This is a genomic window from Janthinobacterium sp. GW823-FHT01H08, from assembly GCF_058797855.1.
This window is the reverse complement of record NZ_CM179504.1, coordinates 3,380,437-3,404,913: the sequence shown is the minus strand read 5'-3', so window position 1 is coordinate 3,404,913 and position 24,477 is coordinate 3,380,437. Positions and strand designations below refer to the sequence as shown.

Here is a 24,477-nt window from a genome sequence, read left to right as displayed (position 1 = left end):
TGCGATATTACGTATCATGTAATACGTTACTAAATTTCGCTCATAGGTGATTTCATGGCCCGCACCGGCATTCTGTACTCTGATGTTATGAAAGCAGCCCAAATCGTCACTGCCGATGGGCGCAATCCCACGGTCGACAATGTGCGCGAAGCGCTGGGTAGCACGGGTAGCAAGAGCACCATCGCACCCTTGCTCAAGCGCTGGAAGGAAGAGTTTCAGGGCGCGGGCGCCGTGAAAACGGAGTCAGGCTTGCCGGCCGAACTGATGGAAGCGATGCGCGGCGTCTATGAAAAGCAGCAGCGCGACGTGGCGCAGCAACTGGAAAAGGGCATGCAGCAGAACCGCGCCGAACTGGACGCGGCGCTGGAAAAACTCAAGAAGACGGAAAGCGAACGATTAAAACTGACGGAGGCGCGCGCCGCCCTCACCCAGGAATTGCGCGCCACCCAGCATGCGCTGGCGCAACTGAAGGAAGAACACCATTTCCGCGCCGTCACGCTGGCGACCTTGCACAGCGACAATGCGGGCCTGACGCAGCGCCTGGCCGACCGGGGCGAGGAAATCGCGGCCCTGAACCGCCAGCTGGCGCAGGTGCGCTCGCAGTTCGACCATTACCAGGAAGCGGCCGCGACCCAGCGCAGCGAGGAACGGGCGCAGGCGCAGCAACGGATCAGCCGTCTGGAGCAGGATAACGCGCAGCTGCAGCAGCGCCTGCAAGGCCAGCAGGCGACCCTGGTGCAGCAGGACATGCGGTTGGCGCAGCTGCAGGCCGAACACACGCGCCTGGCTGATGAAGCGGCCGCCGACCGCGAGGCGCTGGCCACCGTGCGTCCCGAGCGCGACCAGTTTGAATTTCAATATTTGCAGGCGGCCGCCTCGGCCGACGCCCTGCTGGCCAAGCTGGACACGGCCTTGCTGGCGCTGAACGACGCCAAGGTGGCGCTGGCTGCACAGGACAGACAGCTCGACATGCTGGCGGAAAATACCCAGGCAGCGCAGCAGCGCGCCGAAGCGCTGACGCTGGAACGCGATACCTTGCTGCGCGACAATGCCGGCATGGCGGCAAGGCTGGCCCTGCTCATGGATAGCCAGGAGAAACGCGCTGTTTGAGCTTGCCTACATGGTATGGGATCTCTATGACGGTCGCGGAACGGGCCTGGCCAGCGTTTGAGGCTTGCCCCAGTATTTCGCCTGCCAGATGACGGCCGGCGGGGACGAGTACGCACAGCATTTCACCTTGACACCGATCAATGCGACGCTGCTGGCGCTGGCAACTGAGCAATGAGACATCTTCCGCCGCTGGGAGCTGCAATTTCAAACGGGCACCGTCGCACTGGACAGCCATCGCGGACACCGTGGCGTCGACGTCCGCCAGGATGCGCTCGAGGACGCCATCCAGGCTGCCCTGGTGCCGCTGCTGCGGCAAAGCCGCGCTGCGCGCCACTTTTCACATCTTTTCCTGGATGCCGCCGAGACCAAGCCGTGCCGAGAGTATCAAACAGGCCGGCGGCGCGCCAGCACCAGGCCGAGCGCCGTATCGGGAAACTTGCGCCATCGCCTGGGCGGCGTGGCACGCACGCGATTCTCGACCGCTGCCAACTGCTCGGCGTCTTCCGCTTTCAGAGTGGACGCCAATAGTTGCTCTTGCGTATGTCTCTCCATGCGATTCGCCCGTGCCTTGGCGGCGTGAATCGCCTTGCGCGAGGATTTACTGTTTTCGCCATAAGTATTGCGGCGGTCTTTGGCGTAACTGAGGTGTTTCTTTTCTTGTGGCGTTTTCATGGGCTACAAACGGCGGTTCAGCACGCTGTCGATATCGTGGGTTTTCAGCTCGGCCTGGACCGCGCCATCCTGCAGCCAGTAGCCTTCGCTTCCCTGTTGCAGCGCGTCCATGTCGAGCGCGCCCAAGGTTGGCGCGATGGCGCCGGCAAGCAAGGCCGCCGCGTCGTCCCATGCCGCATACAACAGTTTCAGGTACCAGCCGTCGTCGTGCGCAAAGGCGAGAAAGCGGCTGCGCAAGGCGGCAGGCGGCGTGAGCGCGCCACGATGGTCAAGCATCGCGGCCACGTCCGCATCGCCGGGGGCCGGCGGCGCGCCCTGCCAATCGGCCCAGGCGTGGCTACCCCAGGCATGGATATCTTCATGCGCCAGCGCTGGGAATTGCTGCCGCGCCAGGGTCTGGTAGCCGGCAGGTTTCCTGGGCGTCCCGGCGCTGCCCTTGCGCAGCACGATGCCGTCCGCGTCCAGGAGCGCGGGGATGACATCGTTGAATTCGATGCCGGAGGCGACCAGCATGCGCGCGGCCGGGTCGTGCCAGATATACAGATAATGTCTCAAGTGTTCGTTCGCTTTGGTTTTGGCGCCGTATTTGCGGCCACGGCGGCGCGTATCAACGCCTTGAACGCCGCGGCATCGAGATGCTCGCCTTCGTGGATGTCGATGGCCCGGCGCGTGTTGCCGTCCAGGCTGGAATTGAACAGGCCGGCCGGATCGGGCAAGGCGGCGCCCTTGGCGAAGGTGAGTTTCACGGCCAGTTTATACGTTTCGCCTGTGCAAATCATGCCCGCATGCGACCAGACGGGCACGCCGCGCCATTTGACTTCCTCGACCACCTCCGGGTCCGCCTGGTGGATCAGCGCGCGCACGGCGGCCAGGGTCTTGCCGCGCCAGTCCGCCAGCGAGGCGATTTTCGCGTCGATCTGGCTGGCTGCCGGTTCGGTGCCTGCCGCTTCCCCGGCGGGCGGCGTACTTGTTGCGGCTTTTTTCATGGTTCACGTCTCCTTCCTGTGCGCTTGTCTTACTGCGCAGGATCGGCCATGCAGTTGGCAAGCGAAGCAATGAATTGGTCGCGCAAGGCCTGGTATTGGGCGTCCGTGGCAAAGTCGCGCGGGTCGGCCGGCTGGTTCAACACGTAGGCGCTGGCGACCGTGCCGCTGGCGGCATGCAGCAGCGTATAGAAACTGATAATGCCCGGTGTCTCCGCGATGCTGGCGTTATTCAATCCTAGCACTTCCACGCCCTGGCGCGCGTCCGTTTTCAGCGGCACCTGATGCGGCGGCTTGCTGCTGGCCGACATCTCCTGCATTTGCGCCACGATGGTCTCGCGGTCGGCGGCAAACTGGCCTGCGGCGCTGCGTTCGATCTTCAGATTCGCGAGGGGCAAGCTGCTCTTGCGGAACAGCATCAGCCGGTAGCCATCGGCCGTCGAGACCCGGCGCTCCCCCGCTGCCATCTTGACGACGCGCGTGGTCGCGCTGGCCGGCAAGCGGTCCTGCGTTTTGAACTGGAACTGGCTGCGGTTGATGCATTGTGCCAGCGGCGCCAGAGTATCGGCCGTGCGGTCCTGGGCGTGGGCGGCCTGCGCGGCGAGCAGCACGGGGATGGCAAGCAAATGGCGGAGTTTCATGGGGTGCAATCATTTCATCGGGTCACAGTGCCGCGAGCATAACCGGCCACGTTGCCAAAAGGCAAATGTTTAGTTTCCATCCTCTAAATACCCGTGGGAATAGCTTCTTAATATGAAATTCACCTGGCCCGCGTAGCATTCAAATTGGCAAGGCTCTCATTGTGCAGCGCCTGCCATTTTCCGGCAGAACCATGAATGACATCGCTTTGACCTTGCACCACGGCGCCGCCGTGCCGCCCGCCACGCCACCCGCAGTGCCACTATATTCCGCCAGCGGCCACCGCCTGAAAGCGGCGCTGGGCGCCCTCTTCTTTCCCCGCCAGCGCACGCGTTGGCACGCCTTCCTGGGCAGCATGCCGGGCTTGAACTCGCTGGCGCAGCTGCATCCCTGCCTGCGCTTCAAGATTTACCGCCCATACGCCTCGCGCCGGCTCGGTTGCGCGGATCGCCTGGCCTTGCTGGAAGGACATTACCGCTTCCTGTGGCAGGCGGGTGCGCGTGCGCTGGTCGAACGGGCCGCGCGCGAACCCGTGGTGCTGGCCGCGTTCGACGGCAAGGATGGGGCGCAATACCGTTTGCAGCTGACGGCCATCCACGACAGCTACCGCGAGGGCGAACTGTGCCTGCGCCTGACGCGCGACGGCCTGCCCCTGTACCTGGCCAGCTTTTTGTTCGTGCCGCGCGCCGATGGGGTCTCGCTGCAGCTGGGCGCGCTGCAAGGCTTGCGCTCGGAAGCGGGCAAGCTGGCCGTCAAGGACGCCACGCGGGCGCTGCACGGTTGTCGTCCGAAAAACCTGATGGTGACGGCCTTGCGCGACTTTGGCGATTTTTTTGCCTGCACCAACCTGTTCTTGATCAGCAACGACAACCGCATCGCCCTGAATGCACGCCGGCGGCGCCATATCGCCGCCGATTACGACCAGGCGTGGCAGGAATTGCATGCCTTGCGCATGCGCGACGGCAATTATCACTTGCCCTGCGCGGCTTACCGCGTGCCGGATCTGGCCGGGGTGCCATCGAAGAAACGCGCCGATGCACGCCGGCGCGGCGAATTGCTGCTCGGTATGGCCGCCGGCATGCGCGCGCAGCTGGCGGCCATGATCGCCGCACCATCTTGCCAAAACGGCTATCTTGCCAGTGATGCTGTTATGCTGTATTCCCACCAATCACTTTCCTGACGGAATCGACGATGCCTCCACGCTTACGCACCCTGCTGCTGCCCCTCCTGTCCCTGTCCGGCGGTGCCGCCTTGGCCGCGCCCACCCTCGACGCGGCCATGCGGGAACGGGCGGAAACATTGGTGCGTGACGGCAAGCATGCGAGCCTGGTCATCGCCGTGATCGACGGCAAGGACAGCGCCGTGTACGGCTTCGGCCGCGCGCGGCCCGGCGACCAGGGCGTGCCCGATGCCGACACCGTGTATGAAATCGGCTCCGTGACGAAAACCATGACGGGTCTGCTGCTGGCCGACGCCATCGTGGCAGGCAAGGCGCAACTGGATCAGCCGGTGGCCGAACTGCTGCCCGCCTACGCCATCCCCGCGCTGGCGGGCCAGAAAATTACCGTGGGCCAACTGGCCACGCACTTTTCCGGCTTGCCCCGCCTGCCCGCCAACCTGGCGCCGGCGGACATGCGCAATCCCTACGCCGGCTATGGCGAGGCGCAGCTGCGCACCTTTTTGGCCGGCCATGCGCTGGCGCGCGCGCCGGGCGCCGCGTATGAATACTCGAACCTCGCGTATGGCTTGCTGGGCACGGCTCTGGCCACGCAAGCCAATATGTCTTACGAAGAACTGCTGCAAGCACGCATTTTCCGTCCGCTGGGCATGGCCAGCAGCTCGGCAGTGACGACGCCGGCCCTGCGCGCGCGCCTGGCGCCGGGCCACCTGGCCGATGGCAAGCCGGCCGCGAACTGGGATTTCCAGGCCATCGCGGGGGCCGGTGCCGTGCGTTCCAGTGCGCGCGACATGATTGCCTACATGCAATCGTACATGCGGGCGAGCAGTCCCGCGCAGCAACTGGCCGTGCAGCCGCGCCGGGTATTGGCGGGCGAAGGCGATGGCGACGGCGTGAAAAAGATCGGCCTGGCGTGGATGCTCGACCAGGTCAAGGGCCAGCCCTTTGCCTGGCATAACGGGCAGACGGGCGGCTATGCCAGCTTTGCCGGTTACACGCTGGACGGCAAGCGGGGCGTGGTGGTGCTGAGCAGCACGGCGCGCGACGTCGACGCCCTGGGCGTGGGCGTGCTGCTGCCCGGCAGCCTGCCGCCGCCGAATGCCCCGGCGCCGAAGGAAATCGCCATCGCCCCGGCCGAGCTGGCCCAATATGCGGGCCAGTATGCGCTGGCGCCCACGTTTGTCCTCAGCGTGCGCCAGGGTCCCGACGGCTTGCTGGTGGGCGCCACGGGCCAGCCCGAAGCGCCCGTGTACGCGAGCGCGAAGGACACCTTCTTTTACAAGGTGGTCGAAGCGCAACTGGTATTCCAGCGCGACGCCCAGGGCGCCATCACGGGCGTCGTTCTGCACCAGAACGGCCAGGCCATGCCGGGCAAGCGCAAACCTTAGCAAAGCGGTAAAAGTAGCATAAAACTCAGGCGCCCTTCATGTTGGCGCCGTATGCTTCCCAGGGCATGCCAGCCATCTTATCCAGTTGCCGGCGTGCATACAGCCCACCCTGGACAAGGTTCCCATGACACCCACTTTCGCCCTTCTCCCCCTTTGCCTGCTCGGCAGCGCCGCCCTGGCCGCGCCCGTCCTGGACGACGCCGTGCGCCAGCGCGCCGAGGAACTCACGCGCACGGGCATGCTCCCCAGCATCGTCATCGCCGTGATCGACGGCAAGACCAGCGCCGTCTACGGCTTTGGCAGCGTGCATGCAGGCAAGAATACCAAGCCGGGCGCCGACACCGTCTACCAGATCGGTTCCGTCACCAAGACCATGACGGCCTTGCTGCTGGCCGACGCCGTCGTCGAAGGCAAGGTCAAACTCGACGAACCGGTGGCGGCAGTATTGCCTGAGTACACCATGCCGGCCTTCGACGGCAAGCAGATCAGCCTGCTGGACCTGGCCACGCATTATTCCTCGCTGCCGCGCCTGCCCGACAATTTCGCGCCCAAGGACCCCGCCAATCCGTATGCGGACTACACGGAAGCGAAGCAGCGGCAATTTCTCGCCGCCTACCATCTGCCCCGCGCGCCGGGCACCAAATTTGACTACTCGAACATCGGCTATGCCGTGCTGGGCACGGCCCTGGCCGCACAGGCCGGTACCAGCTATGAAGCGCTGCTGCAAAAGCGCATCGCGGTACCGCTGGGCATGCGCTCGACGTCGAACACGCCCACGCATGGCATGCTGGCGCGCCTGGCGCCCGGCCGTTTGCTGTCGGGCGAGCCGACACCCGCCTGGGATTTGAACGTGGTGGCGCCGGCCGGCGGCGTATATTCGAGCGCGCGCGACATGGTTGCCTACCTGCAAGCGTACATGTTCAAGCCGCTGCGCCCGTATGCGCTGGCGCTCAAGCCGCAGCGGCAGCTGGCACCGGACAGCGAGACGAAAATCGGCCTGGCATGGCTGCTGGAGCAGCGGCAGGGTCAAAGCTACGCCTGGCACAGCGGCCAGACGGGCGGCTACACCAGCTATGCGGCGTTCACGACGGATGGCAAGCGGGGCGTGGTGGTGTTGACGAACGCGGCGCGCGATATCGACGCGCTGGGCTTGTCCGCCCTGCTGCCCGGCACGCCCTTGCCGCCGCTGAAAAAGCCGCCGGCCGCCATCGAATTGCCGCGCGCCGCGCTGGCCGAATACGTGGGCGAGTATCCATTGGACAAAGATTTCACGTTGACGGTGACCTTGGGCAAGCATGGCCTGGAAGCGGCAGGCACGGGCGTCGGCTCAGCCCCCTTGTTTGCCAGCGCGAAAGATCAATTTTTCTTCCGCGCCATCGAGGCGGACCTGGCCTTTACGCGCGATGCCGCGGGCAAGATCGCCGGCGCCGTGCTCACGCAAGGCGGGCAGGAGGTGGTGTTGCCGCGCAAGCCGTAGCGCTCAGGCTGCCGGGTCCTGCATGAATTGCTCGACCCGGGCGACGAATTGCGCCTTGCTGCGCGTGCGAAATTCGCCGAGGAAGGCGTCGCTGCCCTGGACGATCTTGCCGTGGCGGTCGTATGCCACCTTGCCCATCTCCAGCACGAATTCGCCGGCGGGATCGTCTTCCGGTTCGAAGTGCGAGTTGAAGCAGTAACCGCTGTCGCGGCAACTGCCCCACAGCAGCAATGCGCTGCTGAACCATTGCATGGTATCCGGGCCAGGCTCCACCTCGAACAGGGTGTTGACGGTGATGTGCCAGCCGCCCGGCACGCGCAGCGGCTGCAATGGATAGGGAAAGCGTGGCTGTTTCATGTGGGCGATGGCAGGCGGCGGCTTGCGTAAAAGGCGAGGAAGTCCAAGGCCGGCAGCGCTTTGGCAAACAGCCAGCCCTGGCCGAATTCGACCTTGCGTTCCAGCAAATAATCGGCTTGCTGCTGCGTTTCGATGCCTTCGGCCACGATCAGCATGTTCAAAGTGCGCGCCATGTCGATGATGTGCGGCGTGACGCTGCTGGTGGCCGCATCCGTGCCGATGGTGTCGACAAAGGACTTGTCGATTTTCAAGGCGTCGAGCGGCAGGTTTTGCAGGCTCGACAGGCTGGAATAACCGGTGCCGAAGTCGTCGATGGCCACGGCATGACCGCGTGCGCGGGCCTTTTCGATGGTGGCGCGGGCCGCTTCCACGTTGATGAAGCCCCGTTCCGTCGCTTCCAGCCAGATCTGCTGCGCCTCGATGCCCGTGCCGGCCAGCGCCCGTTCGAGCACGTCGAGCACCCTGCCCGTCTCGATATCGCTGGCGCACAGGTTGATGGCGATGTGCAGTTCGCGGTCGGCCAGCAGCGCGGCGCGCATGTCGGCGATGACGCAGGCGATCACCTGGTCCGTGATGGGCAGAATCAGGTCGCTTTCCTCGGCCACGGGGATGAACAGGTCGGGCCGTATCATGCTGCCGTCGGGACGGCGCCAGCGTATCAGCGCCTCGGCGCCCACGCACACGCCCGTGTCGAGCGCGATGATCGGTTGATAATGAACAAAGAATTCGCGCCGCTCGACCGCCGTTTCCAGTTCGCCGCGCAAGGACAGCCGGCGGCGCGACAGCCAGATGACAATGCCGACGATGAAGGCCGCCATCAGCAGGCCCAGCGGCAGGAGCAGCAGCTGTTCGCGGCGCAGCCTGTCGTTCAGCTTGCTGCGGGGCTCGATCATGACGGCCGTCAAGCCGTCGCGGTACAGCGTCGCGTGGATGTGGCCGTCCGCCGCTGGCTGGCCGGCGAGCAGGGCCTGCACCACGGCCGGGTCGGGATGATGGAGGGTGTCGAGCACGCCCTGCTTGCCGATGGCCACGGCCATCTGGATATCGCTGTCGACGATGACGTCGGAAAAGCGTACGGGATCGATCAGCACCTTGTAGGCGCGGTGGGACAGCCCCACCATGCGCTTGCCGCCGCTGACGACGGGCCGCAGGTTGAAATCGATGCCCATGCCGTTGGCCAGGGTGAAACCGGCAGGCGTGACGGCGATGCGTGCTTCTTCGATGCCCGTGGACGTGCATTTGAGCAAGCCATTTTCCACGTAGCCGATATCGTCGATGCTGCGCGTGGTGATGGTGATGCGGCGCAACTGCAGGATATGCGCCTCCGAGCACGGCGCCAGGTCCAGCGCATCGGCGCTGCGCAAGGCGAGCCCGGCCGACGCGATGGAGCGGTGGGCGCGCTCGAGCGCGTAGCCGGCCAGCAGGCGCAGGCGTTCCTGCTCGCCCTGCTCGGCGCGCACGGACGACAAATAGAAGGCCAGGCTCAGGGGGGCGGCCACGCCGATGACGGCGACCAGCACGCTGGTCACGATAATGCGTTTTCTGCGCATGCTACTCCCTGCGATAGTTATATGATTGCCATGTATTTCTCGATGGCATCATATTACAAGTGCGGGCGGCGCACGCGCATCTTGCTGAAGAGTTACACTTTTTCCAGCGGCCTGGCCAGCACGAACACCAGCGCCGCCACCACGGCCGCCAGCCCGCCAGCCAGATACAGCACGCTGGCAAAGCCGTCGATGAAGGCGTGGCGCGCCGCTTCCTGCGCCACGGCTTGCAGCGCGGGCGGCAGCTGGCCGAAGGCGTCGGCCGCGTTGCCGGCGACGATGCGCCCGATCATCTCGGGCGAGGCTTTCAAGCCGTGCAGCCACGCCAGTTTCTCGAACGAGGCGGCCGTGCGCATGGCCAGCACGGCGCCCAGCGCGCCCACGGCCAGCACGATGCCGACGAAGCGCGTGGTGGTGCTGATGCCCGAGCCCATGCCCGTGCGTTCGCGGGGGATGCAGGCGAGGATGGCCTTCTGGGTCGTGCCGTTGAGCAAGCCCGCCCCCGCGCCCGTGACGACCATGCCGGCTGCCACCCAGCCGTACTGCAGGCTGGCGGCGGCCAGCGCCGTGGCGACGTTGCCCACGGCGACGATCAGCAAGCCCGTCACCAATATGCCGCGGTCGTCCAGCACCCGCATGGCGCGCGGCGCCAGCCTTGACAACACCACCATGGCGACGGCGAACGGCAGCATGGCGCAGCCGGCCAGCACGGCGGAAAAGCCGAAGCCGTTCTGCAGGTACAGCGGCAAGAAGGTCATCATCACTTGCGCGGCGATGGCGTAGCCGAACATGCCCAGCACGGCGCCGACGAACACGCGCCGGCCAAACAGGCTCAAATCGACCATGGGCGCGCGCTGGCGCCGTTCCACCAGCACGAACACCAGCAGCAGCGCGGCGCCGGCCGCAAAGCGCAGCATGGTGGCATGGCTGGACCAGCCCGCCACGCTGGCGTCGATCAAGCCCCAGATGATGCAGAACAGGCCGGCGGAAAACAGCAGCGCGCCCAATGGATCAAAACTGGCGTTGGAAGCGTCCTTCGACTCGTCCACGTGCCTGCCTACCAGCCACATCAGGATGGCGACGACGGGCAGGTTCAGGTAGAAAATCCAGCGCCAGTTGATGACGCTCGTGACGAGGCCGCCCAAGAGCGGCGCCACCGTCATTGCCACGCCCATGGCCGCGCCCCACACGGACCAGGCGCGCGCCCTCTCCTTTTCCGCATGAAACGTGTGGCCGATGACGGCCAGCGCGGACGTGAGCAGCAGCGCGGCACCGAGTCCCTTGACGGCGCGCGCCACGTTGAGCACGAACGGCGTCCACGCCAGGCCGCACAGCAAGGACGCCAGCGCGAACACGGCCAGGCCATACAGCATGACCTTGCGCCGTCCCAGGCGGTCGGCGATGCTGCCGGCCGGCAACAGGAACGAGGCAAACGCCAGCATGTAGGCGCTGACCACCCATTCCACGTCGACGAAGCTGGCGTTGAGCGAGCGGGCGATCGACGGCAGCGAAACGGCGACGACGTTGGTGTCGAGCATGATCAGCGCGCACACGCCCGAGCAGGTATAGAGGGTCCAGTTGGTATTCTTCATGCCTGTATTTTAAGCAGGCTGCTGTTATTTCCTGTTATAAGACAAGCGCCTTATAATTTACCTATGGTGAATACAGACAAAGACATGGAATTGCGGCATTTCCGCTGCGTGCTGGCCGTGGCGCACAGCCTGCACTTCGCGCGGGCGGCGGCGGAACTCGGCATTTCGCCGCCCGCGCTGACCAAGCAGGTGCAGGAAACGGAGCAGCTGCTGGGCACGCGCCTGTTCCAGCGCAGCAAGCGCGCCGTGTCCCTGACGGCGGCCGGCGAACTGTTCGTGCTGGAAGCGGCGCGCGCGCTGGAGCAGGTGGCGCAGGCGCAGGACGTGGCGCGGCGGGCGGGACGGGGCGAACTGGGACGGCTGGAAATCGGCTACGTGGCTTCGGCCGCCTATGCCGGCGTGCTGCAGGGACAGTTTGCGCAGTTTCGCGCCAGCCACCCCGGCATCCACATCGGCGCGCGCGAATACGCGATGGATGCCCTGCCCGGCTTGCTGGACCAGGGCAGAGTCGACCTGGCCTTTGTGCGCCCGCCCCTGCACTTGCCGGAAGGAATCGACAGCGTGGTCTTGCTGCGCGACCGCTTCGTGCTGGCCGTGCAGGCCGACAGCCCGCTCGCCGGGGTCAACGCGGCTTCACCCGCCGCGCTGGCGCAGCAGGCGTTCATCGTGCCAGAACAGGAATTGGGAACATTGGAGGTAAGCCGGCGCGGCGGCTTTGCGGCGCAGGTGGTGTCGCGCCCGGGCAGCCTGGTGGCCGTGCTGACGGAAGTGTCGCTGGGCGTGGGCTGCGCCATCGTGCCCCACTCCGTGATGGCCAGCGTGCAATTGCCCGGCGTGGTGTTCCGCGAACTGGCAGCGCCGCAGATCAGCTCGGAAATCGCCGTGGCGTTTCGCCGTCACGAACAGGCGCCCGCCGCGCGCGCCTTCATCGCCCAGCTGCGCTCGGCCGCGCTGGCTTAGCCTCAGGCCTTCAGGACGGCCACGGCGTAGGTGCAAGCGCTGGCCGTTTCATTGCGGAATACGCAGTCGGCCGGCGGCCCCAGTTCCAGGCAGTCGCCCTCGTCCAGCACGTGGCGGGTCTCGCCCTCGATGAAGACGAGCCTGCCGCTGAGTGACCAGATCAGCTGGCGCCGCGCCACGTAGGCGGCGGCCGGCATGGCCACCACGGCGCCCGGCGGCAAGGTAATGTGCACGAGGTCGAGCGGCATGTCGGACGCGGGCGACACGTGGCGCCGCACATAGCCGCTCTGCGGGTCGACCCACACGGGCTGCTCAAGCTTGCGCAGCAAGCGTCCCTCGCGCATCTCGGCGCGGGCGATTAGTTCGGACATGCTGAGGCCGAAGGCGCCCGACAGGCGCGCCAGCAAGGTGGCCGTGGGGCTGCAATCGCCGCGCTCCACCTTGTGCACCATCGCGCGCGACACGCCCGAGCGGGCCGCCAGGTCCGTCAGCGACCAGCCCAGGCTTTCCCGCTCGAGGCGCACCCGGGCCCCGATGCGCTGGTTCAATTCGTCTGGTTTAGTGGACATATATCGGGTTCCATTCGGATTTTATTGGACAAGGCGTGGGCGGCACACTATTATTTGTCCATTATAGTAGACTACCAGCAAGGAGAGCAACATGCACATACGCGATGCCCACGCGGGCGATATCGAGGCCATCACGGCCATCTACAACGATGCCGTCAGCCATACCCTGGCCATCTGGAATGAACGGACAGTCGATGCGGCCAACCGCGCCGCCTGGCTGGCCGATCGCGAGCGGGCCGGCTATCCCGTGCTCGTCGCCATCGATGCAGAGGAAAAGGTGGCTGGCTACGCCTCGTTCGGCGACTGGCGCCCGTTCGAGGGTTTCCGCCATACGGTCGAGCATTCCGTGTATGTGCGCGCCGATCGCCGCGGCGCCGGGGTCGGCAAGGCCTTGATGGGGGAACTGATTATGCGGGCGCGCGGCCTGGGCAAGCATGTGATGGTGGCGGGCATCGAGGCGGGCAATGCCGGCTCGATCGCCCTGCACAAGCAGCTGGGCTTCGAGGAAGTGGGTTTGATGCGCCAGGTGGGCACCAAGTTCGGCGCCTGGCTGGACCTGGCGTTCTTGCAGCTGCAACTCGATGCGCGCAGCGATCCGGACGACATCGCGCCGGCCGGTTGAGGTCAAGAAAACGTCAGGGATCGATTTCCGGCGGCGGGCGGCGCAGCGCCATATGTTCCCACACGGCCACCAGTACCAGCACGCAGCTCGTGATGCAGGCCAGGATCAAGGGCGAATACAGGCGGCCGTAGGCCATCGGGATCAGCGCCAGGATGATCAAAATGCCCAGCAGATGCGACAGCGGCGGCGCGGTGCGGTCGCTGCTGACCCATTTGAACAGCGCATTGCCCAGCAGATACAGGATCGGGCCGCCCAGCAAGGCGCTGATGCCGGCGAAGCTTGCTTCATCCGGATGCACGAGGGCCAGTTCATCGGCCACGGCACTGACGATCACGCCGCCCACGATCAGCACGTGGATATACGTGTAAGCCTTGCGGGCGATGCGGCCCGGGTCCTTCGAGTGGGCGATGCGGTGGTGGCCCGCTTCGGCGCCCGTGTCGAAATAAATCCACCACATGGCGATGCTGCCGACCAGAGCAGACAAGAAGCTCAGCCAGTTGCCGGCCGTCCATTCCAGGCCCGCGAACGTGGCGCCCGTCACCAGCAAGGATTCGCCCAGGGCGATGATGACGAACAGGCCGCAGCGTTCGGCCATGTGGCTGCCATCGACGTCCCAGTCGGCCGTCGTCGAGCGGCCCAGGCCCGGCATGCCGAACAGCATCCATGGTCCGGCCAGGTCGATCAGCAGGGCCGCGGCCCACCAGAAGATGCGCTGCTCGGGCGAGGCGATGCCGCCGGCGATCCAGAAGATGCCGGAGAGCACGGCCCACAGGGCGATGCGCTGGAAATTGCGGCGGCGCGCCAGCGCTTCATGGCGCACGGCCCACCAGGCGAACAGGGGCCGGCCCACCTGCATGGCGACGTAGGCGCCCGCAAAGCCCAGGCCCCGCGTGCCGAACGCTTCGGGAATCGAGGCTGACATGATGAGTCCGCCCAGCATCAGCGCAAACAGGCTGATGCGCACGGGAATGCGCTCGGGATCGAGCCAGTTGGTGATCCACGAGGTGAAGATCCACACCCACCAGACGGCCATCAGCAGCAAGCCCGTCTGCAGCCAGCCCATGGCGCTCAGGTGCGCCAGCAAGCCGTGCGACAGTTGCGTCACGGCAAACACGAACACGAGATCGAAGAACAGCTCGATCATGCCCACCTTGCCGCTGTCCAGCCCGCCGCGCGTGCGCAACAGCGATTTACTTAATTCCATAGCGACTCTTTCATTCATGCTTGATTAAAACGGTGCATTCCGGGCTTATGCGCTTACTGGTGTCAACAAGGGCAAACCGGCGAAGTGGGCGGCCAGGTTATCGACGACCAGTTGACCCATCGCATGGCGTGTTTCCACGGTCAGGCTGCCCACGTGCGGCGTGAGCACGACGTTGGGCAAGGCGCACAAGACGTCTGGCACGCGCGGTTCGTCCGCAAACACGTCGAGGCCGGCCGCGCCCAGGTGGTCATCCTGCAAGGCGGCGATCAGGGCGTCTTCGTCGATCAGGGCGCCACGGGCGATATTGATCAGGGTGCCTTGCGGCCCCAGCGCGTCCAGCACGGTGCGGTCGACGATCTTGCGCGTGGCCGGCGTGCCAGGCGCGCAGACGATCAAATAATCGCTTTCCTGCGCCAGGGCCAGCAAGGACTCCGCGCGCGGCACGCTGGTGCCGGCAATGGCGCGCGGCTGGAAGTAGCGCACATGGATGCCGAAGGCGGCCAGGCGCAGCGCGATGGCTTGCCCGATCTGGCCGAAACCGAAGATGCCGGCCGTCTTGCCGCGCAAGGTAGATGCGGGGGCGATGGCCTCACGGCGTTCCCAGCCCCCATCGCGCACGAAACGGTCGAGTGCCACGACATGCCGCGCGCTGGCCAGCAGCAAGGCCAGCGCCATGTCGGCCACGTCGTCCGTCAGCACGTTCGGCGTGGTGGTAACGGCAATGCCGCGCTCGCGCGCCACGTCGAGCGCCACGCCATCGAGGCCCACGCCATTGACGGCGACGATTTCCAATGCGGGCAGCAGGCCCATGTCGGCGGCGTTCAAGCCCAGCGCGCCCGTCGTGACGACGGCGCGGATGGCCGGCGCCCGCTCGGCCAGCCAGGCGTGGCGTTCATCCGCCGGCACTTGCCAGGCATGGTGGCAGGTATATTGCTGTTCCAGCTGCGCGTTGACGGCAGCCGAGGGACTGGGGGCGAGGATGAGGAGTTCGGGTGGCATGGGCGTCCTGGGTCGTGTCGACAAGATTTGCAGACGCAACTTAGCATATTTGAGACCCAGCCGGGGATGGCATACCCTAATACGCCCCCTAAAACCCTGCACGCCGCGCGGTCTTTGCCTGCGTCAGGCTGCCCGATTCCGCCGTAGGTCGGCTTAGCCCGCAGGGCGCAAGCCGACAAGCGCTGCCACGCAACCTGTCAGATTACGCTGCGCTAATCTGACCTACAACTGGTCTTTGCCTGCGTCGGGCTGTCCGATTCCGCCGTAGGTCGGCTTAGCCCGCAGGGCGTAAGCCGACAAGCGCCGCCACGCAGCCTGTCAGATTACGCTACGCTAATCTGACCTACAACTGCATGCCGCGCGGTCTTTTCCTGCGTCGGGCTGCCCGATTCCGCCGTAGGTCGGCTTAGCCCGCAGGGCGTAAGCCGACAAGCGCCGCCACGCAGACTGTCAGATTACGCTGCGCTAATCTGACCTACATAGCATTCAATCCGGCTCAACCAGGGCAAGGCACGCGTTTGATCTTGCCGCCCGTCTTGAACGGATCGGCGCCCGCGCCCGGGTTCGCATCCATGCCAAAGCACGTGGCGCCACCGGGGTTGACGACGCGCGTGGCGGGACGCCCATCGGCCGTCAGGTATTCCTCTACGCGGATGACGGGGCCGCCGCGCCAGGCGGAGGCGACCTGTTTCTGGAACGCGCTGTCGCCTTTGAGGTCGGCCGCGGCCAGCCAAGGCTGTTGTTGTTTGAGTTCGCCGCGCAAGGCCTTGTCGGCCGCGCCCGCAGCCAGCCGGGCGCGCGTGCGCAAATCGGGGCCAGCTGGCGCGTTCGGGGGCGCGGCGGACAATTCCTCGGCGGGCATGGTGATGGCTTCTGCTGTCACGGGCGGCATGTCAGGCACGACGGACGGAACCTGAGCCCGCGCGCGCGGCACGGGAATCGGCATGGGTGGCGGCATGGCCATCGGCGGCGCCGGCGGCGTGGGCCGGGGCGGCAGCAAGGTCATGAAGGCCACTTCCGTATATTGCTTGAGCTGCCGCGCCGGCAGCAGGAGGAAATACAGGCCCAGCGCATGCATGGCCAGGATCAGCGCGACGGCCGCGCCTTTGAAGCTCAAGCCGCCCCGTAGGCGCATGGAAGCGGACTGTAGATGGCGGTGCAATGGCATGCGGTTTCCTGTGGGCGCCGGGCGCGATGGCTTATTTTAGCGAAACTTGACCATAGGCATTAATAAATCCACAAGGTATCGCCTGGCGCGCCTTTTCTCGCCAGATTCCGGCACCCTGGGGTATCGGATGTTGCACAAATAACGACTTTTTCATCGCTTGCTCACACTTTCCCACGCGCCACGCCATGCTGGAATATAATGATAATCATTCTCATTAATATCCAGATAACTCCATGCGCACCTTCCACCTCGTCCCTACCCCGTTCGCCCTGGCCGCCTTCCTGCTGGCCAGCGCCGCCGCCCACGCGCAAACCAGCACCGCAGCAGCGGCCGGCGACGCGCCAACCATGCCGACCGTGGTCGTGAATGCCTCGGCCGACGCGTCGGCGCAAGGACTGTCGAAAGCGTATGCGGGTGGCCAGGTGGCGCGCGGCGGGCGCATGGGCATCCTCGGTGCCGTGGACATGATGGACTCGCCATTCGGCAGCACCAGTTATACACAGCAATTCATTGCCGACCAGCAAGCGCGCAGCGTGGGCGACTTGCTGCAAAGCGATGGCGCGGTGCGCATGTCTCGCGGTTACGGCAACTTCCAGGAAGTGTATGTGATCCGCGGCTTCGCCCTCGATTCGGACGACGTGGCTTACAACGGTCTGTACGGCGTTCTGCCCCGCCAATATGTCTCGCCGGAATTACTCGAGCGCGTGGAAGTGTTCCGCGGCGCCAGCGCCTTCCTCAACGGCGCGGCGCCGGGCGGCAGCGGCATCGGCGGCGCCATCAACCTGATGCCCAAGCGCGCCGGCAACACGCCGCTGACGGAATTGACCGTGGGCGTGGAATCGGGCGGCCATGCCTACGCGACCATCGACGTGGCGCGCCGCTTCGGCGAGCAGCAGGAATTCGGCGTGCGCGTGAATGCCGCCAAGCGCCAGGGCGAAACCGGCATCCAGCGCGAAGACCACGACGTGGGCATGTTCTCGGTGGGCCTCGACTACCGGGGCCGCGGCTACCGGCTGTCGGCCGACGCTGGCTACCAGAATTTCGATTTGACGGCGCCGCGCCCTTCCATCAACACGGGCAGCCTGACGGCCTTGCCAGGCGCACCCGATGCGTCGAAGAACTTTGCCCAGCCGTGGAGCTATTCGAAGGAGCATGACGTGTTCGGCACGGCGCGCGCCGAAGTCGACCTCGCCAAGGATGTCGTAGCCTGGGCCGCGTTCGGCAGCCGCTCGACGAAGGAAGCGAACAGCCTGGCCCAGCCGACGTTGAGCGCGCTCAATGGCGATGCCAGCGTGTACCGCTTCGACAATGCCCGCAAGCAGGAAATCCGCACGGGCGAACTGGGCGTGCGCGGCAAGCTCCATACCGGCGCCGTCCGCCACACCCTGGTGGCCAGCTGGTCCGGTCACTGGAACGAGGCGAAAAATGCGTATGCGATCAGCGATTATGCGGGCTTGCCGACGAATATCTACCATCCGCTGGACGTGGCCATGCCGCCCACCCTGCCCGCGAACTCGGGCGGCGTGATGAGCGACCCACGGCTGACACAAAAAACTATCCTCAACAGCTACGCCGTGGCCGATACCATGGCCTTCCTCGACGACCGGCTGCTGCTGACCGTGGGCCTGCGCCGCCAGCAGATCCGCGATGCGGCATATGCCTACGGCACGGCCGTGCAATATTCCAGCTATGACAAGAGCGCCACGACGCCCGTGGCCGGCATCGTCTACAAGGCCGGCAAGAACGTGTCGGTCTACGCCAACTACATCGAAGCGCTGGTCAAGGGTCCCGTTGCCAGCGGCACCTACTTCGATGGCAAGGAGAACCAGCTGGTCAGCAACCATGGCGAAGTCTTCGCGCCCTACAAGTCGAAGCAGAAGGAAATCGGCATCAAGTACGACGGCGGCAGGCTGGGCATGAGCGCCGCGCTGTTCTCGACCGCCAAGCCCTTGCCGGCCGTGGTCGGCTCGCGCGCCACCTTGTCGGGCGAACAGCGCAACCAGGGCCTGGAACTGTCCGTCTTCGGCACGCCGATGGCGGGCGTGCGCCTGCTGGGCGGCCTGACCTGGCTCGATACGGAACAGCGCAAGACGGACAAGCCGGCCAACAATGGCAAGAACGCCATCGGCGCGCCAAAAACACAGCTCAGCGTGGGCGGCGAATGGGACGTGCCCGGCGCGCCAGGCTTGAGCCTGAATGCCCGCACCGTCTACACCTCGACGCAGTATGCGGATCTGGCCAACAGCAAACAGTTGCCGTCCTGGACCCGCGTCGACATCGGCGCGCGCTACCTGACGCAGGTGGCGGGCCATGACGTGACCTTGCGCGCGCGCATCGACAACGTGGCCGACCGCAGCTACTGGGCCTCGGCCGTCTCCTCGTTCGATGCGGGCAGCCTCGTGCTGGCCGCGCCGCGCACCTTCGTCGTATCGGGCAGCGTGGCGTTTTAACCGGACCGACGCGAAGCTGCCCCTTCCCCGGGCCGCTTCGCGTGCGCGCCTGTGCCAACGGCCGGATTTGGGCGACAATGCCCGCATGAAACTCCCTGCCCTCCTGTTATTGCTCTGCCTGTCCCTGCCCGCCGCTGCCCAAAAGCAGGCCGCCTGCCCTTACGCCGCCTGGAAAAGCGGTTTCAAGGGCGATGCGCGGGCGCAAGCCACGTGTCTGCTGCGCCCCGTGAAACTGTATGCGCGCCTGGGCGACAGCGCGCCGGTGCCGGCCTTTCTTGCCGCCCACGTCGGCCAGCGCACGGGCATCGCCCCCGTCGCCCTGCGCGCCTGGCTGGCGCAGCAATCGATCAGCGAAGCGGACGCGGGCGGCGCCGTCGATGCACCGCTGTCGCGCGCCGTGGGCCGGCTGGCCGCGCCCATGGCCCGCTATTTCGTCATCCACGACACCAGCTACCCGAATTTTCTCAACGAAACCATTCCCGATCACATCAACGACGCCAGCTGGGATTTCAACGATTTCAACTTGCGCAATCCGGCGCTCGGCGGCGGTCCGAAGGGCCATGTCTACGTGAACCGCCTCGGCGATTCCCTGGCCGTGCGCGACTTTGGCACGGCCGGCTATGCCAGCAAGCTGGAAAAGGACAAGCCGTCGCTGACGGGTCTGTTCCTGCACGTGGAACTGGTGCAGCCGCGCAACTCCGTGCCCGGCGGCGGCAAGGGCAACGACGGCCTGGCGCCCGATCCCGGCTTTACGCCGGCCCAATACGACCGCCTGGCCCTGCTGTATATCGCCGCCAGCGTGCGCAAGGGCACGTGGCTGATTCCCGCCTTCCACGCCGTGCTCGATACGGGCTTTGCGAACGGTCATGACGACCCGCAAAACTTTTCGCTGGAGCAATGGGATGCGGCCCTCAGCCATTTGAGCGCCGTCATGACGGGCGCCCACGCGTCAAATTGAACGCCACCTGCGCGCCGATTTGGAGGATACTTTAGCTCCCGCCTTGCATCGCGCGGATGCCGGGATGTCGATGGGGAGCCGCGATGACCTATGCCTCTGACCAGAAAATGCTTGCGCTGGACATGCCCGCCCGCACGCGGCGCATCTTCAGCATGCGCGATGCCGTGCTGACGCAGTGGGAGCACGAGGTGCGCGCCAAGGTACGCGGCGCCGATGCCTTGCTCACGCCCATCCTCATCAACACCTTGCCCGCCTTCTTCGACAACCTGGCCGAAGCGCTCACGCCAGGCTACCCGCGCGACGACGCCACCAGCAACACCAACGCGCCTGCCGTGCATGGCAACGAACGGGCGCGCATGACCAGCTATGGCCCGGAACAGGTAATTCAGGAATACCAGATTTTCCGCGACTGCTTCGCCGCCGCCGCGCTGGAGGCGGGCGTGCCGCTGCGGCGAAAGGACTGGAAGGTGATCAATGCATCGATCGATACGGGCATCCGCGAAGCCATCCTGGAATTTACCGCCATGCACGAAAGTTTTCAGCGCCGCATCGCCGCCGGGCTGTCGCACGACATGCGCAATCCCCTGTCCGTCATGCTCAACAGTGCACAGCTGCTGCAGCGGCGCGCGCAACAGCCTGACGTGGCGGCGCTGGCGCTGAAAATTATCGAGCACGGCAAGCGCCTCGACGACATGATCCAGGAATTGCTCGATACGCTCAGCTACCACCGGGGACAAAAGCTGCCCCTCGTCCTGCGGCGCCTCGACGTACTGCCGCTGGCACGGCAGGTTGCCGACAGCGTCAATATCGGCCATCCGGGCAAATGCGTGGTCAGCGGCACCTCCGTGACGGGCTGGTGGTGCGAAAATTCGCTGCGCCGTGCTCTGGAAAACCTCGTCGTCAATGCCGTCAAGTATGGCGACGGCGGTCCCATCCATATTCATATCGACAGTTTGCGCGAACGCATGATCTTGAGCGTGCACAACACGGGCAGCAATATCGCGCAAGACCAGACGCAGCGCATCTTCGAATACCTGCGCCGCGAGCACGAAGGCAACGCGCCCGGCTGGGGCATCGGCCTGCCCTTCGTGCAAAACGTGGCGGAAAGCCACGGCGGCAGCGCGCTGGTCGACAGTGCGCCGGAAACGGGCACCACGTTTACCATCGACCTGCCGATCGATTGCCGGCCCTTCGTCACGCCAGGCGCCTGACCTCACCTGCCCTGCGCCCCATCTGCCGGCAAAATCGCTGCCGTAGCGCACCAAAGCGGTGCGGATGACGGTTTTACGCCACAAAAGTGGTCATTTTTTACATACTTTCGGGTGTGCGCCATTGGCACGCTTCCTGCTGAGCTATAGTCAGACACGGCTCAAGGGAAATCACAACATGGCAAATTTTTTCAATGAAATGACTGCAGATGACGTGGGTACGGACAGCAAGGTACGTGAACACTATCGTGAATTCAGCAACTGGCTGGAACAGCAATCGCCCGAGACCATCGCCCGCAAGCGGGCCGAAGCCGACCTGACGTTCCGCCGCGTCGGCATCACGTTTGCCGTCTACGGCGACGATGCCGGCACGGAACGCCTGATTCCGTTCGATACCATCCCCCGCATCATCCCCGCCGCCGAATGGGCGCAGATGCAGACGGGCCTGGTGCAGCGCGTGCAAGCCTTGAACATGTTCATCCATGATATCTATCATGAGCAAAACATCATCAAGGCGGGCATCATTCCCGCCGAGCAAATCTACAAGAATGCCCAGTACCGCCCGGAAATGCAGGGCATTGCCGTCGCTTCCGACATCTATGCGCACATCGCCGGCGTCGACATCGTGCGCGCGGGCCAGGGCGAATTCTATGTACTGGAAGACAATCTGCGGGTGCCGTCCGGCGTATCCTACATGCTGGAAGACCGCAAGATGATGATGCGGCTGTTCCCGGAACTGTTCGCGCGCAACCGCATCGCGCCCGTCGACCATTACCCGGACATGCTGCTCGACAACCTGCGCTCCGTCGCGCCCATGGGCGTCGATGACCCGACGGTCGTCGTCATGACGCCCGGCATGTACAACTCCGCCTACTTCGAGCACGCTTTCCTGGCCCAGCAGATGGGCGTGGAACTGGTCGAAGGCAAGGATTTGTTTGTCAACGACAATTCCGTCTACATGCGCACCACGCGCGGGCCCAAGCGCGTCGACGTCATCTACCGCAGGGTCGACGACGATTTCCTCGACCCGCTGGCCTTCCGCTCCGATTCCTCGCTGGGCGTGCCGGGCCTGCTGTCCGTGTACCGCGCGGGAAGAGTCACCTTGGCCAACGCCATCGGCACGGGCGTGGCCGACGACAAGTCGATCTACCCCTTCGTGCCGGACATGATCAAGTTTTACCTGTCGCAGGAACCGATACTCAACAACGTGCCCACCTACCAGTGCCGCAAGGCGGCCGACCTGTCCTACGTGCTGGCGAATCTGGCGAAACTCGTCGTCAAGGAAGTGCATGGCGCGGGCGGCTACGGCATGCTGGTGGGGCCGGCGTCGAGCCTGGCGCAGATCGAGGATTTCCGCCAGCGCCTGCTGGCCAATCCGGACGGCTACATCGCCCAGCCGACCCTGGCCCTGTCCGCCTGCCCCACGTACGTGGACGCTGGCATCGCGCCGCGCCACATCGACCTGCGCCCGTTCGTGCTGTCCGGCAAGACGATTTCCATGGTACCGGGCGGCCTGACCCGCGTGGCGCTGGGCGAAGGCTCGCTGGTGGTCAATTCCTCGCAGGGAGGCGGCACCAAGGATACCTGGGTACTGGAAGCCACATCCGCCTTTGCAGGAGAGAAAACATGCTGAGCCGCACTGCCGATCATTTGTTCTGGATGGCCCGCTACACGGAGCGGGCGGAAAACACGGCGCGCATGCTCGACGTCAACATGCAGACGTCCATGCTGCCCCAGTCCGAGCAGGACGCGGAGCAAGGCTGGCGCGCCACCCTGGGCATTTCCGAGCTGCAAAGCGCGTACGACCAACAATATGGCCGCTTCCACACGCGCGACGTGCTCGACTTCATGGTGCGCGACCCGAACAACCCCTCGTCCATCCTGGCCTGCCTGACGGGCGCGCGCGAAAACGCCCGCGCCGTGCGGGGGACGTTGACGACGGAAGTGTGGGAAATCCAGAACGCCACCTGGCTCGACATGCAGAAGCGCCTGAAAAGCAATCTGCTGGAAACGGACCCCAGCGCCTTCTTCGAATGGGTCAAATACCGCTCGCACCTGTCGCGCGGCGTGACCCTGGGCACCATGCTCAAGGACGAAGCCATCCACTTCATTCGCCTGGGCACCTTCCTCGAGCGGGCCGACAACACGGCGCGCATCCTCGACGTGAAGTTCCATGGCGCGCGCGACACCTCGAAAGACATCACCCAGCGCGACTTTTACTACTGGGCCGCCCTGCTGCGCTCCGTGTCCGGCTTCGAGATCTACCGCAAGGTCTACCGCGACGTGATCACGCCGGCGCGCGTGGCGGAATTGCTGATGCTGCGCGGCGACATGCCCAGGTCGCTCCTTGCCTGCATGGATGACGTGGTGGAAAATCTGAAACATATCCGCAACGACGTGTCGGCCGATACGGAGCGGTTCGCCGGCAAGCTGCATGCGGAACTGAAATTCGGCCATATCGACGACATCATGAAGGCGGGCTTGCACCATACCCTGACTGAGTTTCTGGAAAACATCTATGAGCTGGGCAACCGGGTCAGCCGCGACTTCCTCGTTCCCCTGGCGGCCTGATGCAGCTCACCATCCGCCACGAAACCCGCTACGCCTACAGTGCACCGCTGGCCTATACCATCCAGCAGCTGCACCTGACGCCGCGTATCGAGCCGCAGCAGCGGGCCCTGTCCTGGCAAATCACGACGCCGGGCCAGTGCCACGCCTATACGGATGCCTACGGCAATCTGTCGCACATGCTGACCATTAACGGCAGCCATCAATCGCTGAGCCTGGTCGCCCAGGGCGTGGTGGAAACCATCTACCCGCACAAGGGGCGGCTGAACCTGGTCGATACCCTGTCGCCGCTGTTGTTTACCATGCCGACGCCGCTGACGCAGGCCAACCCCGCCATCGTGGAACTGACGGCCGCCAGCCTGCCGGACCGCCGCGTGACGGCCGGCACGGGCCATTTGCTGCGCCTGGCCGAGCACATCGTCGGCAAGGTGGCCTATGAAAGCGGCGCCACCATGGTCACCACCACGGCCGGCGACGCCCTGGCACTGGGGCGCGGCGTGTGCCAGGACCACGCGCACCTGTTCCTCGCCTGCTGCCACGCCTGGGGCATCCCGGCCCGCTATGTGTCCGGCTACATCGACCCGGGCACGACGGGCCACGCGGCCAGCCACGCCTGGGTCGACGCCTGGACGGAAGACACGGATTTCGCAGGCTGGGTCAGCATCGACGTGACCCACGCGCGGCTGATGACGGATGCGTATTGCCGCCTGGCCATCGGGCGCGACTACGATTCGGCGGCGCCCGTGCGCGGCGTGCGCCAGGGCGGCGGCACGGAAACGCTGCACGTGGATGTACAGATCGTGCCCGTGTAAATAGGCAGTAATGAGGC

At 65.3% G+C, this 24,477-nt stretch carries 23 protein-coding genes; 12 read left to right on the top strand and 11 right to left on the bottom strand.

The window, feature by feature from the left end; translation table 11 throughout:
* Positions 1-87 precede the first annotated feature (87 nt).
* Positions 88-1,110, top strand: coding sequence for a DNA-binding protein (locus AC3RCG_RS15110; protein ID WP_492401416.1), 1,023 nt, complete (start codon positions 88-90; stop codon positions 1,108-1,110).
* 384 nt (positions 1,111-1,494) lie between these two features.
* Here the strand turns inward: AC3RCG_RS15110 and AC3RCG_RS15105 are convergent, their stop codons facing one another.
* The 4 genes from AC3RCG_RS15105 to AC3RCG_RS15090 are packed head-to-tail and all read right to left on the bottom strand — an operon-like array spanning position 1,495 to position 3,406.
* Positions 1,495-1,782 carry a hypothetical protein gene (locus AC3RCG_RS15105; protein WP_070310768.1) on the bottom strand — a complete coding sequence of 96 codons (288 nt, stop codon included), beginning with the start codon at positions 1,780-1,782 and terminating at the stop codon, positions 1,495-1,497.
* 3 nt (positions 1,783-1,785) lie between these two features.
* Positions 1,786-2,337: a hypothetical protein gene (locus tag AC3RCG_RS15100; RefSeq protein ID WP_070310769.1), complete on the bottom strand. Its 552-nt coding sequence runs from the start codon at positions 2,335-2,337 to the stop codon at positions 1,786-1,788.
* Positions 2,334-2,768, bottom strand: a complete 435-nt coding sequence (locus AC3RCG_RS15095; RefSeq protein ID WP_070288362.1) for a DUF1801 domain-containing protein — start codon at positions 2,766-2,768, stop codon at positions 2,334-2,336. The genes AC3RCG_RS15100 and AC3RCG_RS15095 overlap by 4 nt, the downstream gene beginning before the upstream one ends.
* Positions 2,769-2,797: 29 nt before the next feature.
* The gene (locus tag AC3RCG_RS15090) at positions 2,798-3,406 is read right to left on the bottom strand and encodes a hypothetical protein (RefSeq protein WP_492401417.1); all 609 of its coding nucleotides are present in this window, start codon (positions 3,404-3,406) and stop codon (positions 2,798-2,800) included.
* A gap of 191 nt (positions 3,407-3,597) precedes the next feature.
* Here AC3RCG_RS15090 and AC3RCG_RS15085 point away from each other — a divergent pair, with 191 nt between their 5' ends.
* The 3 genes from AC3RCG_RS15085 to AC3RCG_RS15075 all read left to right on the top strand — a co-directional run bounded on the left by AC3RCG_RS15085 (position 3,598) and on the right by AC3RCG_RS15075 (position 7,446).
* Positions 3,598-4,584, top strand: a complete 987-nt coding sequence (locus tag AC3RCG_RS15085) for a VirK/YbjX family protein (RefSeq protein ID WP_492401418.1) — start codon at positions 3,598-3,600, stop codon at positions 4,582-4,584.
* 11 nt (positions 4,585-4,595) lie between these two features.
* The gene (locus tag AC3RCG_RS15080; RefSeq protein WP_492401419.1) at positions 4,596-5,969 is read left to right on the top strand and encodes a serine hydrolase; all 1,374 of its coding nucleotides are present in this window, start codon (positions 4,596-4,598) and stop codon (positions 5,967-5,969) included.
* A gap of 124 nt (positions 5,970-6,093) precedes the next feature.
* Positions 6,094-7,446: a serine hydrolase domain-containing protein gene (locus AC3RCG_RS15075; protein WP_070288358.1), complete on the top strand. Its 1,353-nt coding sequence runs from the start codon at positions 6,094-6,096 to the stop codon at positions 7,444-7,446.
* Between the two features lie 3 nt (positions 7,447-7,449).
* On the opposite strand, the gene AC3RCG_RS15070 is transcribed toward AC3RCG_RS15075, so the two are convergent.
* The 3 genes from AC3RCG_RS15070 to AC3RCG_RS15060 all read right to left on the bottom strand — a co-directional run bounded on the left by AC3RCG_RS15070 (position 7,450) and on the right by AC3RCG_RS15060 (position 10,942).
* Positions 7,450-7,803: a hypothetical protein gene (locus AC3RCG_RS15070; protein ID WP_139142912.1), complete on the bottom strand. Its 354-nt coding sequence runs from the start codon at positions 7,801-7,803 to the stop codon at positions 7,450-7,452.
* Complete coding sequence (locus AC3RCG_RS15065; RefSeq protein WP_070288355.1) at positions 7,800-9,353, bottom strand: EAL domain-containing protein; 1,554 nt, start codon at positions 9,351-9,353, stop codon at positions 7,800-7,802. The genes AC3RCG_RS15070 and AC3RCG_RS15065 overlap by 4 nt, the downstream gene beginning before the upstream one ends.
* Positions 9,354-9,445: 92 nt before the next feature.
* Entirely contained in the window at positions 9,446-10,942 is a 1,497-nt protein-coding gene (locus AC3RCG_RS15060; protein ID WP_492401420.1) for an MFS transporter, read from the bottom strand.
* 63 nt (positions 10,943-11,005) lie between these two features.
* Between AC3RCG_RS15060 and AC3RCG_RS15055 the strand changes: the two genes are divergently transcribed.
* Positions 11,006-11,902: a LysR family transcriptional regulator gene (locus AC3RCG_RS15055; protein ID WP_492401421.1), complete on the top strand. Its 897-nt coding sequence runs from the start codon at positions 11,006-11,008 to the stop codon at positions 11,900-11,902.
* 2 nt (positions 11,903-11,904) lie between these two features.
* Here AC3RCG_RS15055 and AC3RCG_RS15050 read toward each other — a convergent pair whose 3' ends face one another.
* Positions 11,905-12,471, bottom strand: a complete 567-nt coding sequence (locus tag AC3RCG_RS15050; RefSeq protein WP_492401423.1) for a helix-turn-helix domain-containing protein — start codon at positions 12,469-12,471, stop codon at positions 11,905-11,907.
* A 91-nt stretch (positions 12,472-12,562) separates the two neighbouring features.
* Here AC3RCG_RS15050 and AC3RCG_RS15045 point away from each other — a divergent pair, with 91 nt between their 5' ends.
* Complete coding sequence (locus AC3RCG_RS15045; RefSeq protein WP_070288344.1) at positions 12,563-13,093, top strand: GNAT family N-acetyltransferase; 531 nt, start codon at positions 12,563-12,565, stop codon at positions 13,091-13,093.
* Positions 13,094-13,106: 13 nt separating this feature from the next.
* Here AC3RCG_RS15045 and AC3RCG_RS15040 read toward each other — a convergent pair whose 3' ends face one another.
* From AC3RCG_RS15040 to AC3RCG_RS15030, 3 genes are all read right to left on the bottom strand, one after another.
* Positions 13,107-14,297 carry a low temperature requirement protein A gene (locus AC3RCG_RS15040; RefSeq protein ID WP_070288342.1) on the bottom strand — a complete coding sequence of 397 codons (1,191 nt, stop codon included), beginning with the start codon at positions 14,295-14,297 and terminating at the stop codon, positions 13,107-13,109.
* 45 nt (positions 14,298-14,342) lie between these two features.
* Complete coding sequence (locus tag AC3RCG_RS15035) at positions 14,343-15,296, bottom strand: 2-hydroxyacid dehydrogenase (RefSeq protein ID WP_492401425.1); 954 nt, start codon at positions 15,294-15,296, stop codon at positions 14,343-14,345.
* A 496-nt stretch (positions 15,297-15,792) separates the two neighbouring features.
* Entirely contained in the window at positions 15,793-16,464 is a 672-nt protein-coding gene (locus tag AC3RCG_RS15030; protein WP_492401426.1) for a hypothetical protein, read from the bottom strand.
* Positions 16,465-16,697: 233 nt separating this feature from the next.
* Between AC3RCG_RS15030 and AC3RCG_RS15025 the strand changes: the two genes are divergently transcribed.
* The 6 genes from AC3RCG_RS15025 to AC3RCG_RS15000 all read left to right on the top strand — a co-directional run bounded on the left by AC3RCG_RS15025 (position 16,698) and on the right by AC3RCG_RS15000 (position 24,460).
* The gene (locus AC3RCG_RS15025) at positions 16,698-18,914 is read left to right on the top strand and encodes a TonB-dependent receptor (RefSeq protein WP_492401428.1); all 2,217 of its coding nucleotides are present in this window, start codon (positions 16,698-16,700) and stop codon (positions 18,912-18,914) included.
* 85 nt (positions 18,915-18,999) lie between these two features.
* A complete protein-coding gene (locus AC3RCG_RS15020; protein ID WP_492401430.1) occupies positions 19,000-19,872 on the top strand; it encodes a hypothetical protein in 873 nt (290 codons plus the stop codon).
* 83 nt (positions 19,873-19,955) lie between these two features.
* Positions 19,956-21,083: a sensor histidine kinase gene (locus AC3RCG_RS15015; RefSeq protein WP_492401431.1), complete on the top strand. Its 1,128-nt coding sequence runs from the start codon at positions 19,956-19,958 to the stop codon at positions 21,081-21,083.
* 175 nt (positions 21,084-21,258) lie between these two features.
* Positions 21,259-22,713 carry a circularly permuted type 2 ATP-grasp protein gene (locus AC3RCG_RS15010; protein WP_492401432.1) on the top strand — a complete coding sequence of 485 codons (1,455 nt, stop codon included), beginning with the start codon at positions 21,259-21,261 and terminating at the stop codon, positions 22,711-22,713.
* Positions 22,707-23,651, top strand: coding sequence for an alpha-E domain-containing protein (locus AC3RCG_RS15005; RefSeq protein WP_492401434.1), 945 nt, complete (start codon positions 22,707-22,709; stop codon positions 23,649-23,651). The genes AC3RCG_RS15010 and AC3RCG_RS15005 overlap by 7 nt, the downstream gene beginning before the upstream one ends.
* On the top strand, positions 23,651-24,460 hold the full coding sequence (locus AC3RCG_RS15000; RefSeq protein ID WP_492401435.1) for a transglutaminase family protein: 810 nt from the start codon (positions 23,651-23,653) through the stop codon (positions 24,458-24,460). The genes AC3RCG_RS15005 and AC3RCG_RS15000 overlap by 1 nt, the downstream gene beginning before the upstream one ends.
* The last annotated feature ends 17 nt before the right edge of the window (positions 24,461-24,477 follow it).